Raw genomic sequence first — 13,604 nt, 5'->3', positions numbered from 1 at the left:
GACCACATACCCGCGCGGGGACCGTCGAAGCCGCCACGCTCATCAGGGGTCGTCGGGCGCGAGGTCCTGACTCTGGTGTGTGGGCAGGCCGATTCGGCCGTGCGGGCGTTCGGGTGCGAGCGGATCGGACGGTCCGGTCCGCCCGGCTCGCATCGCCGCGGCGAGTTCCGAGCACACGGCGGTGGCGTCGTGCCGGGGCCGCCAGCCGAGTTCGCGGCGCGCCCGGGCGGGGTCGACGAGGCACGCGCGGTCGGCGAGCGCGAGCCATCCGGGGTGCAGGGGTTGCAGCCCGAGCCGCCAGCTCGCCCGGGCCGCGGCGAAGATCAGGGTGCGCGGCCCGGGGACGCGCCGGCCGCCGAACGTGGCGGCGAGTGCGCGGGCGGACAGTACCGGTTCGGCGGCGAGATTGAACGCTCCCCCGGCACGCTGCCGGAGCACGAGCGCGATGGCCGCGGCGACGTCGTCGGCGTGCACGAGTTGCAGCCGCAGGTCCGCCCAGAGCGGGATCGGCAGCCACCGCCGCCCGATCACCGCGCGCGGAAACCAGTGCGGCAGTAGCCAATCGGCGAGTTCTCCGGCGGCGTCGCCCTGCGCGATGCCGCACGGTCGCAGGCGGGCGACCCGGGTCCCGGCCGCCTGCCGCTCGAAGGTGTCCAGTTGCGCTTCCAGCAGCGCCTTGCCGCGGCTGTAGGCGCTGCCGGGAACACCGGTCAGGGGCGCGTCCTCGGTGACGCGCTGCCAGCGCGCCGCCGGACGGTAGGCCGCCGCGGAGGACGCGCACACCAGGTGCGGCACACCCGCCGCCGCGGCCGCCCGCAACACCCGCGCGGTGCCGACGGTGTTGGTCCGGTGCATCGGCGGCTCGTCCCGGTGCGGGTGGACCGCCCACGCGAGATGCACCACGGCGGCCGCGCCCGCGAAGGCGTCGGCGAGGACCGGGTCGGCGGCGGGATCGCCGATGTCGCAACGGATCCAGCGCGCCCGCGAGTACGGCGCGCGGTCCGGCGGCGGCACGCGCCGGGCGATGCCGACCGGTTCCGTCCCGGGGTCGAGCGAGCGCAGCAGCGCGGTGCCCACATTGCCGGTCGCACCGGTGACGACGATCTTCATGCGCCCCGGCGTCTCACGCCCGGAAGCTCCGCGCGGGCGCGGAAACCAGGTGGTGGGCCTTCGCTTTGAGGGTGTCGGGCAGCACCCGCGTGACCAGTCCCGCGGCCTTGGTCGCGAACGAACCGGCCACGACCTTCTGGTCGCCGCGCAGCAGCGCGTCGACGCCCTGGCGCGCGACAGTGTCGGGACTTTCCTTGGGCCCCTGCCCCATTCGGCTCGACAGCAGCTTCGCGCGGCGGAAGAAGTCGGTGTCGGTGGGCCCGGGCAGCAGTGCCGTCACGGTGACGTGCGTGTCGCGCAACTCCTCCCGCAGCGCCTCGGCGAACGACTGCACGAACGACTTCGACGCCGCGTACACCGCCTGGCGCGGGCCGGGCGTCATCGCCGCGACCGAGGAGGTGAACAGCAGCTTGCCCGCGCCCCGCTCGACCATGCCGGGCAGCACCAGTTTCGCGAGATGCACGGTGGAGCGGACGTTCACGTCGACGATGTCGAGTTCGTCGGCGAGCTCGGTCGCCACGAACGGGCCGCCGCGCCCGACGCCCGCGTTGAACGCCACGGCGTCCAGGTCGCGGCCGCCGGCGGTCGCGGCCCGATACAGTTGCCGCACACCGTCTTCGGTGCGCAGGTCGGCGCGGACCGGGCGCACCTCGGCGGTGCCGTCACGCAGGGTCGCGGCCGCCGCGTCGATCGACTCGTCCTCGGCGGCGACCACGACGTCGTAGCCGCGGCCGACGAATTGCTCCGCCAGCGCGAAGCCGATGCCGCGCGAGGCTCCCGTGACGAGCGCGAGTGGTCTCATGTCGTGCCTTCCCACGGGCCGCGCCGCTCAGCTGCCGCGATTCTCGCCGAGTTCGTCGACGATCGGGCTGGGGGCACGTCCTTCTCCTGCTGGGCCAGGCCCGGGTGCGTGTGGGTGCGCCGCTGGGCCGCTCGGTCGGCGGGATCGTTCTCCGGGTCGAGATCCACCGACTGCAGCACCTCGCCCACATTGGCGTAGGACACCGGCGGAATGGCGCGCAGGGCGCGCACGGTGTTCTCGGCGGCGCCCGCCCGGTCGGCACAGCGCACCAGCTGGTCCTTGTCGGCCGGGAAGTCGGCGTCGGAGAGCGCCTTGCGCACACTGACGGCATCGGTGGTCACCATCACGGGCCTCCTCGCGGTCGGGGTTTGCCGTTCGAGTGGGCGCACTACCCGGCACGCGGTCCGGCAAACGCGGACGCTCCCCGGCCGCCTCGCCCGGCGACGGCCGACAGGCCGTGGTCGCGCCGATACCGACCGGGCGAGGTGCCGAGTGGGCCGCCACCGGACCGGCGCACTGAAAAGCGCCCGCGCGCTGCCCGATACGGCGGAGTCAGCCCAGTTCGTCGGGCGACGCGACGACGACACCGTAGAGGTCGGCGATGGTGGCCAGCGCGCTGTCGTGCACCTGGCGGGCATCCAGGTCGGTGCCGGCGACCGGGAGCGAACGGGTCGCGGTGGCCGCGGCGACCACGGTCGGGCGGTGGCCGCGCAGGAAGGCGCCCTGCGCGGTGAACGCCACGCACATGTGCGTCATCCACCCGGCGACGACCACATCCTGGCCCTCGGGGAGGTGCGCGCCGAGGTCGGTGCCGTGGAACGAGTCCGGGGCCTGCTTCACGACGACGCGCTCGCCGTCGATCGGGGTGAGGCGGGGATGGATCTGCCCGATCTCGGCGCGAATGTCGTACGGGGTGCCCGCGCCGCCGTCGTGGATCACGTGCACGACCTGGGCGCCCTCGCGGCGGGCGCGGTCGAGCAGCCGCGCGGCCGCGTCCAGGGAGGCCTCCCACCCGTCGAGTTCCATGACGCCCGTGGTGTAGGTGTTCTGGAAATCGATCAGCAGCAGGGCCGAATCGGCCAGTTTCGCCGGCGACTGGTCCAGGCCGTTGAGTTCGCGCAGTGTGATTCGGGACATGGGGATACCGCCTCGGGTGATGGGAGTGGATCGGCGCGCCGGGTGCGTCGGCCGTGCTCACTACGCTAGGCAGCGCCCACTGTGTCGGCAATGACGCATAAGATGCAGATTCCGACATGGCCCAGAGGTGAAGGAGTCGCCGTGCCGCACCCGCCGAGACGCATCGTCGTCGTGGTCTTCGAGGGGGTGGACCTGCTCGACGTCACCGGCCCGCCCGAGGTGTTCGCGCTGGCCCGCCGCGAAACCGACGACGCGCACTACGAGGTCCTGCTGGCCGCGCGGACGCTGGATCCCGTCACCACCGGCGCGGGCGTGCGCGTGCTGCCCGACCTCACCGTGGCCGAAGCCGCCGCCGGTCGCATCGATACGCTGATCGTCCCGGGCTCGGTCGAGATCGATCACGAGCGGCGGGTGCGGCCCGTGGTCGACCCCGAACTCGTCGCCTGCGTGCGCGCGCTCGCGGACCGCGCCCGGCGGGTGGCCTCGGTCTGTGTCGGCGCGCACCTGCTGGCGGCGGCCGGGCTGCTCGACGGCAAGCGCGCCACCACGCACTGGTCCACCGCGCGCCGCCTCGCCCACGACCATCCCGAGATCGAGGTCGACGCGGACCCGATCTTCATCCGGCAGGGCGACATCTGGACCGGCGCGGGAATCAGTGCGTGCCTGGATCTTTCGCTCGCGCTCGTCGCGGAGGACCTCGGCGAGGACGTCGCGCTGCGGGTGGCGCGGCAGCTGGTCATGTACCTCAAGCGGCCCAGCGGCCAGAGCCAGTTCAGCATTCCGCTGGAACAGGTATCGACCACCCGCCGCCTCGAGGACCTGCGCCACCACATCCTGCGCCACCTGGGCGACCGGCTGACCGTCGCCGACCTCGCCGCCCACGCCCACCTCAGCGACCGGCACCTGACCCGCCTGTTCAAGACCGAACTCGGCATGACGCCGTACGCCTACATCGAGTCGCTGCGCGTGGAAACCGCACGGGCGCAACTGGAAACGACCGACGCGAGCCTGGACCGCATCGCCGCCCGCTGCGGCTTCGGCACCACCGACACCCTCGTGCGCGCCTTCCGCCGCCGCCTCGACACCACGCCCGCCGAATACCGCCGCCGATTCCGCACTCCGGGGGCGCCGGAGCGCCCGGCCCGGCCCGCATACGCGTGACTCACGCGGGCGACGGCGAGCAGTCCGCGACGCCGCGCGCGGCCGACTCGGGCAGGAAGCGGCCGATGTGCCCGCGCGAGGCGATCTGCAGTTTGTGCAGGATCGCCGCCATCTGAGCGTCGACGGTGCGGCGCGAGACGCCGCGGCGGGCGGCGATGGCGGAGTTCGTCCACCCGGCCGCGACCAGCGTCGCGACCTCCTTCTCGGCCGCGGTGAGATCGTCCCACCGCGGGCACAGGTCGTGGCGGCCGCGCACCGGCGCCGGCGCGGTCTCGACGGTCAGCGCGCCCAGCGCCAGCCGGTGCACCTCGTGCGACTCCGGCCGCAGGGCCGCGCCCTGGCGCTCGGCGGCCTCGAACGCGCTCTCCCCCAGCACGTCCCGGGCGAGCCGGACGGCCTCGGTGGCCAGGTCGTCGAACGGCCCCAGCTGCGCGAGGTCGACGCCGAGCCCGGCCCGCAGCGTCCGGGTGCCACCCGCGAGCAGCGCGATCTCCAGGGCCACCGCCGTGGTGCGCCGGTCCGCCGCGCGGCCGCCGCCGGTGCGGTCGGTGATCATCCGGGCCAGCGACCACGCCCGGAACTGCACCGCCCACAGCGCGGCCCACTGTTCGCGGGTGTGCAGGACGTGGGTGAGCACCGACCGCTGCACCGCCAGCGCCTCGTCCGCCCGGCCGAGCCGGGTGAGCGTGAGCGACCAGGTCAGCTGCGCCCACAGCCGGGTCCACGAAACACCCACCACCGCAGTGCGATCCAGGTACCGCCGGACCAGCTCGCACGCCTGGTCGCGCGGGCCGAGCAGGGCGGCGGCGAGCGCCGCGAACTGCTGACAGGGAATCGCGCCCGAGACGTTGCCGGCCCGGTCGAACTTCTCCCGGGCCCGCTCGAGCACCGTCACGGCCACCGGCTGCTTGCGGGCGAGCATCAATTCGACGCCCCAGGCGAAGTCGACGACGGCGGGCAGGCCGAGATCGGTCTCCGGCGTCTGCCGCCAGTCGCCGTCCGGCGCGGCCCCGCAGGCGCGGACGCAGTCGTCGAGCAGGGTCTCGGCGTCGCGGGTCTCGCCCTGGCACAACATGATCCACACCAGCAGCGCCATCGCCGTCACCCGCGCTTCGGCCGGTTCCGGGGTGCGGGCGCCGGTCGCGGTCAGCGCGCGCTGGGTCCACAGCCGCATCTCGCGGAAGGACCCTTTGACGAACGGCAGGCGCAGCACCAGCAGGCCGACGCAGATCTCGAGGCCGTGCACCGGGTCGCCGCCCGGGGCCAGGCTGCGCTCGATCGCGATGACGATGTTGTTCCACGCGGCCGCCGCCCAGTCCAGCAGTTCCCCCTCGTGCGGCCCGAAGTAGTGCGCCGCCGCGTGTAATACCTTGTCCCGGTAGTAGTTCCGGTGCCGTGCGGCGCAGCGCTCGTACTCGTCCGCGCCGGGCGCCGACCGCTCCCGCAGCCGCTGCTGGGCGTAGACGCGCAGGTTCTCCGACAGCGAGTAGCGCACCGTCGCGGTCCCGATGTGCCGCGACACCAGCGACTGGTCGGCCAGCCGCTCCAGCGCGGCCTCGGTCTCCGCCGCGCTGAGAGTGACCGGGCCGCAAGCGATTCCGGGTGCCTCCGGCTCGTCCGCGTCCGCGCACACCGCCCGGATCGCCTCGAGGTCCGCGCCGACGTCGAAGGTCGCCGCCGCGGTGTCGGGCGTCGTGTCGTAACCGCTGGCGAACACCGACAGCCGGTCGAAGAGCAGCTTCTCCTTCTCCCCGCACAGCGCGTAGGACCAGCCGATGACGTCGCCGATGCTGCGGTGCCGCTCCTCGCCGCCGTGGGCGGGCGCGGGCCGCCAGCTCAGCCGATGGTCGCTGCCCGGGTCGCCGAGGTGCTCGGCGATCACGGCCAGCGGCTGACGCACGAGACGGCCGGCCGCCAGGCGGATGAACAGCGGGTGATAGTCCATCAGACGGCAGATCCGCGCCGCGATGCGCAGGTCGTCGGCGCCGGTGACCGGCTGCCCGGTCAGTTCGGCGCGGGCGCGGAACAACGTCAGCGCCTGCGCGGGCGGCAGCGGCGGCACCGCGAACCGGTACTCGTCGACCCAGTCGATCGCCTCCCGGCTGGTGGCCAGCACGCACAGGGTGGGTATCGCGTCGAGCAGCCGGGCGATGATCCGGCCGGCGCCGGTCGCCACGTGCTCGCAATTGTCGACGACCAGCACGGTCTGCGGCGGGCGGCCGGTGCCGTCGGCCGCGGACAGCGTCGTGGTCAGCGCCGCCCACATCGACCGGCCCGAGTAGTCGGTCGCCACCACCGAGCGGGCGATCTCCTCCTCGACGGCCGCGTCGCCGCAGTCGGCGGGCAGCCGGGCCAGCCGCGCCCAGTGCACGGGCGTGTTCCGGGCCTTCTGCAGCCGCCGGGTGGCCTCGGCCGCCAGGCGGGTCTTCCCGATTCCGCCCGGGCCGAGCAGGGTCACCAGCCGCGTCTTGCGCAGCAGCAAGGTGACGATCGCGTCCAGTTCGGACTCCCGCCCCACGAAATCGTCTGCCGAGGTCGCGCTTTCGCGCGCGTCGTAGCTCGCCGACATGCGTTCGACACTAGCCGCCGCGAGGTACCGATGCCGGGCGGCAACTCGTCACTAGCGGGAGGTCACAGCCGTACACGCGCGATCTCGGCCGATTTCTACCTAAGCACTTCGCGCGCCCGGCCAGCTACCTATGCGGTGGCCCTCGAACCGGGGCGCGCCGTGGCCTCGCGACGCCCCTGCTCGGAGCCGGTGTCGCGGAACGGTATTCGGCGACGCCGGCACGCCGGGCTCAGCGGGCGCGGGAGCGGGACAGGTTCCAGCTGTTCCAGGTGTCGTCGTCGAGGCGGTGGCGCAGCCGGTCGCGCAGGTCGGCGCGCATCGGGGCCGGGAGGCGGTCGACGGCGGGGACGATGTCGGCCGAGAGCCCGGCGAGATAGCCGGTGTCGAGTTCCTCGCCGTGCTGCCACCGGTCGATATTGCGGTCGGCGATCAGGCCCTCCGGGTTCAGCGTCGCGAGGGCGAGCAGGGTGGCCATGGCGGTGCCGACCGTGACGCGCGGCAGCCAGGTCAGCTCGAGACGCACCACCGCGACGAGCACCAGAACGTACACGACGCCGAGCCACAGCTCGCAGGTCTCGACCAGCAGTCGCAGCACGGTGAAGCCGTAGGCCTGCTGGTAGGTCCACATGCGCCCGAGCGCGGAGGCGAGGATCACCAGGGTGAGCACGGTGACCGCGCACAGCAGCACCCGCAGCCACCGCCGGTCCGCGGCCGCCTCGCGTGCGGCCCAGCGCAGGACGGACAGGATGACGGCGAGCGTGAGGACGGTGACCGCGGACAGCTGCCAGAATCCGCTGCGCGCGTACTCGGCGTAGGTCAGTCCGGCGGTGCGCTGCACGTAGTCGTCGCCGCCGAACAGCGCGACCAGCTGGGCCGCGACGAACGCCGCGAACAGCACCGTCAGCGCGCCCACGGGCAGACCCCATTCCGCCCGGCTCCACGTCCGGCCCGGAACCCGCACGCGCGCACCGGCTTCCGGCGGCGGCCCGGCGAGCAGGTACATCGCGCCGATGCTCGCGGCCGCCGCGGCCGCGAACACCGCGAGCCAGGCCACCACGGAACCGGCGTCCCAGCGCGGCACCAGTCCCCCGACGAGCGCCCCGAACGTGGCGTCGGCGCTGCCCAGCAGCGGCACGAACACCACCAGCAGCGCCGCGGTGACGGCCGCGGAGATCCCGACGCGCCGCGGCCGCGACCCCGCGCCCGCACGCACCCGGGCCAGCGCCCCGAACGCCCAGGCGAGCCCGCCCGCCGCCGCCCACGGCACCGCTATCGCGTCGTAGAGCACGCCGTACACCGAGCGCCGCCCCACCACCGCCAGCGAACCGGCCACCGCCGCCGCGACCACACAGAGCGCGAACAACCACGGCGCCGCCCGGAAGGCGCCCACCGCCAAGAGCGCGGCCGCCGCCCCCGCCCACCACAGGCGTTCCCACGGCCGCCGCTGCGCGGCCGCACCCTCCGGCACGGCACTCCGGGCACGGCGATGCACCACCGTCACCGCGCCCGCCACCGCGACACCCGCCGGCAGCCAACCGAGGCCGGGCCGGTCGATCGGAACGGCCACGGCGGCAACGACTCCCGCGATCCCAGCAGCGGGCAGCACGCCGGGCGGACAGGCCACCCGCCGCCAGCGCGGCGGCAGCGCGTCCGGCAGGCGCATCGGATACGGCGGCACCGCACCCGGCGGCTCGCGGTCCCCGGCCTCGGTTGCGGCATCATGCGCACCCGCAGCGTGGGCGAGCCGTTCCGCTGCCACCGAAAATGGATCTGCCCAAGCCGATTTCGGCGGTTGCGGGACGGTCGTCGTCGCGCTCCGCGACGGGCCGTCCGCCGTCGAGCCCAAGGCAACGGCTACCTCATCTAGACCCGGGGCCGTCGATTCCCCTGTCGCAGTGCGCTTCTCGTACGCGGTATGTTTCTCCTCCGCAGCAGGATTCTGGCTCGCGGCAACTTTCTCACCCGCAGCGGGACTCTCGCCCGCAACCGGATTCTCGCTCGCTGCGGCCTTCTCGCCCGTCGTGGGATTTCGGCCCGCGCCGGGATCCTCGCTCCCCGCGAGATCGTTGCGCGCAGCGGGACTCTCGCCCGCAACTGGATTCTCGCTCGCAGTGGGATTTCGGCCCGCACTGGGATGCTCGCCCTCCGCGAGGTCCTTGTGCGCAGGGGGATTCTCGTTCGCAACAAGGTTCTCGGACGCAGCGGGATTCTCGCTCGCACCAAGGTTTTCGGACGCAGCGGGATTCTCGTCCGATGCTGGTTGTTCGGGCATGGGGGCCTCCTGAGGGTGTGCGTGATCGACCCGGGGCACGACCGGTGCCCGGGTTGGGGAATGGGTAGGGGTGGTTAGGGTTTCGGGGCTGCGGCGGCGGGCAGGATTACGCGGATGCGGGAGCCGGGGTCGGCGACGGCGATGCTGCCGCGGTGCAGGTCGACCACCCAGCGCGCGATGGCGAGGCCGAGGCCGGTGCCGCCGCCGTCGGTGCGGCCGCCGCGGGTGAAGCGGTCGAAGACACCGGCGCGTTCGGCGGGGGGAATGCCGGGCCCGTCGTCCTCGACGTCGATGACGAGATCGTCGCCCGCGGCGTGCGCCCGCATGCGGACCTCGCCGCCCGCCGGACCGTGACGGGCGGCGTTGTCGAGCAGGTTCAGCAGCACCTGGTGCAGCCGGGCGCGGTCGGCGTACACCGTGGCGTCCGCCGGGTCGACCGCGGCGCGGAAGCCGATGCCGCGTCCCAGCGCGGCCGTCATCACCTCGGCCTCCGCCACCACGTCCGCGAAAAGCGCGGCGACGCCGATCTGTTCGCGTTCCAGCGGCATGGCGCCCGCCTCGATGCTGGAGATGTCCAGGAGTTCGGACACGAGCCGGCCGAGCCGCTCGGTCTGCGCGAGCGCGGTCTCGAGAGTCTTGGGGTCGGGCTCGGACACCCCGTCGACGAGGTTCTCCAGCACGGCGTTCAGCGCGGTGATGGGGGTGCGCAGTTCGTGGGAGACGTTGGCGATCAGGTCGCGGCGCTGCTGGTCGGCGGCGGCGAGGTCGGCCGCCATCTGATTGAACGCCACCGCCAGGCGGCCCACCTCGTCGCGCGAGGACGCGCGCACCCGGGTGGTGTAGTCGCCGTGCGCCATGCGCTGCGCGGCCGCGGTCATCTCGCGCAGCGGCCTGGTGATGCCGTGCGCGAGGAACTGCGAGCTCACCAGCGCGATGACCATCGCGGCGAGGGTGGTCATCGGCGGCAGCCAGCCGATGCGCAACCGGAAGTACCCGAACGCCAGCCCGCCCGCGAAAATCATCAGCACGGCCAGTTTGAGTTTCACCGACCGGATCCGGTCCAGCGGCCGGGGCAGCGCGTCCGCGACACGGTCCAGTACCCGCCGCACCCGCCCCTCCCGATCGGCGGCCGGGCGGGCGGCACTCGCGGTCACCGTGTCTCCAAGGCGTAGCCGACGCCGTGCACGGTGCGGATAAGATCCGCACCCAGCTTGCGCCGCAACGCTTTCACGTGACTGTCCACCACGCGCGTGCCCGCCGCGTCGGCCCAGTCCCACACCTCCTCGAGCAGCCGTTCCCGGGCGAGCACCACGCGGGGCCGGCGCGCCAGCCGGGTGAGCAGGTCGAATTCCAGGGGCGTCAGCTGGGCCTCGGTCCCGGCGCGCCACACCCGGCGCTGCTCGGTGTCGATGCGCAGATCGCCCGCCACGAGGATCGCGGCGTCCTGTGCCCCGGCGCGGTCGACGCGGCGCAGCAGCGCGTGCACGCGCGCCGTGAGCACCCGCAGCGAGAACGGTTTCGTCAGATAGTCGTCCGCGCCGACGCCGAGCCCGACGAGCTGGTCGGTCTCGTCGGCCCGCGCGGTGAGCATGAGCACGGGCACGGGCCGCCCGGCCTGGATGCGGCGGCACACCTCGAGTCCGTCGAACCCCGGCAGCATGACGTCGAGCACCACCAGATCCGGCGCGAAGGTATCCGCCGCGGCGACCGCGCCGGGCCCGTCGTGCGCCACCCCGACCGTGAACCCCTCGGCCCGCAATCGCGCCGCCACCGATTCCGCGATGGTGACCTCGTCGTCGACGACCAGAATCCGCCGCGCCGCCACTCCCCCGCCCGGGCCGTTCTCTTCCATGCCTGGGACCCTAGCCACCCACTGTGGAGAGAACCGGTACCAAGTTGTGGAGATTCCGTGTGCCGCACCCGAACACATCTCGCCGCCGACCGACACCAGTGGGTTCTCATGTTCAGATGCGCATATAAACGTAGCGGTCTGAAAAACGGAATCGCCCTCGCGGCACGGGCCACAGCCGGTGTTCGGGGTGTAGTCGTAGTAGGTGGCGAGGGTGAGCACCCCGGCCCGGAGTCGACAGCTGATCGAAGGAGAGCAGCCTATGCGCCGACAGATCGTCAACCGACCCGACGATGCCCCCGAGGAGGCACTGGAAGGACTCGCACTCACCCACCCCGCGCTGATCGCCTACGACCGGAAGGCCGGGCTCGTCACCCGGGCCACGCCCGCGCGGGACAAGGTCGGGCTCGTCTCCGGCGGCGGGTCGGGGCACGAACCGCTGCACGCGGGCTTCGTCGGCGTGGGCATGCTCGACGTCGCCGTCCCCGGCGCCGTCTTCGCCAGCCCAACCGCACTCCAGGTGCACGAGGGGACGGTGGCCGCCGATTCCGGGCGCGGCGTCGTGCAGATCGTCAAGAACTACACCGGCGACGTGCTCAACTTCGCGATCGCCGGCGAACTCGCCGGGGACGACGACGCGGTGCGGACGGAGGTCGTGCTCGTCGACGACGACCTGGCCACCCAGTCCGACGAGGACACACCCGGCCGCCGCGGCACCGCGGCGGTGCTGGCCGTGGAGAAGATCTGCGGCGCGAGCGCCGAGGCGGGCGCCGCGCTCGACGAGGTCGCCGCGCTCGGCAGGCGGGTCGCCGGCAACGCGCGGACGCTCGGGTTCGCCCTGAGCGCCGGCACCCACCCCGGCAGCGCCGAACCGGCGTTCACCCTGGCCGCCGACGAGGTGGAACTGGGCGTCGGGATCCATGGCGAGCGCGGCACCGGCCGGGTGCCGTTCGCCGCGGCCGACGCGCTCGTCGCGCAGGTCCTCGAACCGCTGGTCGCCGATCTGGGACTGGCCCGGGGCGCGGCGGTCGTCGCGATCGTGAACGGGCTCGGCGGCACCTATCCGATCGAACTCGGGATCGCCGCCCGGGCCCTGCACCTGTTCCTCGCCGATCGCGGCATCGCCGTCGCCCGCTCGCTCGTGGGCAGCTACGTGACCTCGCTCGATATGGTCGGGCTGTCGATCACGCTGCTGCCCGCCGACTCCGACCTGCTGCCGCTGTGGGACGCGCCGGTGCGCACGCCCGCCCTGACCTGGTGAAGGACCGACGATGACCGACGAACTCCTGCCCGCCGGCTTCGGCCGCCGCTGGGCCGCGTGCCTGTCCGAGACCTTCCGCGACCAGACCGGCGTCCTCACCGACCTGGACCGCCGCAGCGGCGACGGCGATTTCGGCGCCAATCTCGCCGCGGCCGTGCGGCGCGCCCGGGAGAACATCGAGGCCGACGATCCGCAGGACTACCGCGAGTGGCTGACCGCGGTCTCGCGCGGTTTCCTCGGCACCGGCGGCACGAGCGGTCCGCTGTTCGGCATGTTCTTCCGGGAACTCGCGCGCTGCGCGGACGGCCCCGAGCCCCGGCTGGCGGAGCTGTCCGCCGGGCTCAGCGCGGGCTTGGCGACGGTCCAGCGCTACGGCAAGGCCGAGGTCGGCCACAAAACCATGGTGGACGCGCTCAGCCCCGCGGCCGACACACTGAAATCCTTGGCCGCCAACGGTTCCGAGCCCGCCGAAGCCCTGGCGGCGACCGCACGTTCGGCCGTGGCGGGCGCGTTGAGCACCGCGGGGCTGCGCGCCAAACGCGGGCGCGCCAGCTATGTGGGCGAGGTCGCGCGCGGCGTACTCGATCCGGGCGCGGCGGCCTCCGCGCTGATCCTCCAGGCCGCAGCCGCGGCGGTGACCGAGCCGCCCGCGCCGATCGATACGAGCTGGCTCACCGCCTCCGGCACGGAGGAGTAGTCGACGCCGTGGCCTACCGGTTCTTCGCGAAGACCAGACCCCGCAGCGCGAGGAACCGCAGGCCGCCGACCGCCGCCATGACCGCCAGCGCCGCACCCGCCTGCCCCGCGCCGCCGAGTCCGGGCGCCCAGGCGTCGAGACCGGCCAGGGCCGCCGTGCTGATCAGCAGACCGAGCAGCGCCAGCCCGCCGCCCTCGCACTGCGCGGTGCGCCACCCGACCCGTCCGGCGGCGTGAAAGGTGAGCTGCCGGTGCAGTTCGTTCGCGATCACCGTGCTCACGAGCGAGCCCGCGACATTGGCGACCAGCGGACCCGTCGCGTGCAGGACCGCGAACAGCAGCACGTACGCGATATTGCTGGCGCCGCCGACCAGCGCGAACCGGATCAGCTGCGCGACGGCGTGCTCGCCGCGCAGCATCCCCGCCGCCCGCGCCGAGAACCGGTGCGCGCGTGGGATTCCGCGCGCGGCACGGGACAGGTCGACGCCGGAGCGGTAAGGGGCGATCCGGTAGGTCGGCGTCCCGATGGCGGCCAATGCTGTGCTGTTCACACGGGATACCGTCGCGAACCCCGCTGACACCGCCCTGACCCCGGACTGACACGACCACTGACAGGCGACGCCCGGCGGGCAGCGTGCGCACACCCGCACCGGGCGCGCACGGCGCGGACGAAACGCCGTCGCGTCGTGGCCGTCCTACCCTCCCTCCTAGCGGCACACCCGTCCCACACCGGCAGTTCTGCCACGA

Annotated in this window: 10 protein-coding genes and 1 pseudogene; 2 read left to right on the top strand and 9 right to left on the bottom strand. The window is 73.6% G+C overall.

All coding sequences use genetic code 11. The features are described 5' to 3' along the window. Positions 1-42: 42 nt before the first annotated feature. From IU476_RS03030 to IU476_RS03015, 4 genes are all read right to left on the bottom strand, one after another. A complete protein-coding gene (locus tag IU476_RS03030; protein WP_195096208.1) occupies positions 43-1,110 on the bottom strand; it encodes an NAD-dependent epimerase/dehydratase family protein in 1,068 nt (355 codons plus the stop codon). Between the two features lie 13 nt (positions 1,111-1,123). Beyond that, positions 1,124-1,912 (bottom strand): SDR family NAD(P)-dependent oxidoreductase, encoded by a 789-nt coding sequence (locus IU476_RS03025; protein ID WP_195096206.1) that lies wholly within the window; start codon positions 1,910-1,912, stop codon positions 1,124-1,126. Continuing rightward, on the bottom strand, positions 1,909-2,256 hold the full coding sequence (locus IU476_RS03020; protein WP_228822974.1) for a DUF2795 domain-containing protein: 348 nt from the start codon (positions 2,254-2,256) through the stop codon (positions 1,909-1,911). The genes IU476_RS03025 and IU476_RS03020 overlap by 4 nt, the downstream gene beginning before the upstream one ends. A gap of 208 nt (positions 2,257-2,464) precedes the next feature. Next, entirely contained in the window at positions 2,465-3,049 is a 585-nt protein-coding gene (locus IU476_RS03015) for a cysteine hydrolase family protein (RefSeq protein ID WP_195096205.1), read from the bottom strand. 141 nt (positions 3,050-3,190) lie between these two features. On the opposite strand from IU476_RS03015, the gene IU476_RS03010 reads away from it, so the two are divergent. Then, positions 3,191-4,210 (top strand): GlxA family transcriptional regulator, encoded by a 1,020-nt coding sequence (locus IU476_RS03010; RefSeq protein ID WP_324193835.1) that lies wholly within the window; start codon positions 3,191-3,193, stop codon positions 4,208-4,210. Position 4,211: 1 nt separating this feature from the next. Here IU476_RS03010 and IU476_RS03005 read toward each other — a convergent pair whose 3' ends face one another. From IU476_RS03005 to IU476_RS02990, 4 genes are all read right to left on the bottom strand, one after another. Beyond that, the gene (locus IU476_RS03005) at positions 4,212-6,779 is read right to left on the bottom strand and encodes an ATP-binding protein (protein ID WP_195096203.1); all 2,568 of its coding nucleotides are present in this window, start codon (positions 6,777-6,779) and stop codon (positions 4,212-4,214) included. Positions 6,780-7,008: 229 nt separating this feature from the next. Then, the gene (locus IU476_RS36965) at positions 7,009-8,538 is read right to left on the bottom strand and encodes a DUF4153 domain-containing protein (RefSeq protein ID WP_324193834.1); all 1,530 of its coding nucleotides are present in this window, start codon (positions 8,536-8,538) and stop codon (positions 7,009-7,011) included. Between the two features lie 587 nt (positions 8,539-9,125). After that, entirely contained in the window at positions 9,126-10,148 is a 1,023-nt protein-coding gene (locus IU476_RS02995; protein ID WP_228823149.1) for a HAMP domain-containing sensor histidine kinase, read from the bottom strand. Between the two features lie 53 nt (positions 10,149-10,201). Next, positions 10,202-10,903: a response regulator gene (locus tag IU476_RS02990; protein ID WP_195096201.1), complete on the bottom strand. Its 702-nt coding sequence runs from the start codon at positions 10,901-10,903 to the stop codon at positions 10,202-10,204. A 259-nt stretch (positions 10,904-11,162) separates the two neighbouring features. Here IU476_RS02990 and IU476_RS37360 point away from each other — a divergent pair. Continuing rightward, positions 11,163-12,858: pseudogene (locus tag IU476_RS37360) on the top strand (dihydroxyacetone kinase family protein). A gap of 13 nt (positions 12,859-12,871) precedes the next feature. Here the strand turns inward: IU476_RS37360 and IU476_RS02975 are convergent. Further along, positions 12,872-13,276 carry a GtrA family protein gene (locus IU476_RS02975; RefSeq protein WP_195097390.1) on the bottom strand — a complete coding sequence of 135 codons (405 nt, stop codon included), beginning with the start codon at positions 13,274-13,276 and terminating at the stop codon, positions 12,872-12,874. Between the last annotated feature and the right edge of the window lie 328 nt (positions 13,277-13,604).

The organism is Nocardia blacklockiae, assembly GCF_015477355.1.
Taxonomy (GTDB): Bacteria; Actinomycetota; Actinomycetes; order Mycobacteriales; family Mycobacteriaceae; genus Nocardia; species Nocardia blacklockiae.
Note: the sequence above shows the minus strand (reverse complement) of the source record. Positions and strands in the feature narration are given on the sequence as shown.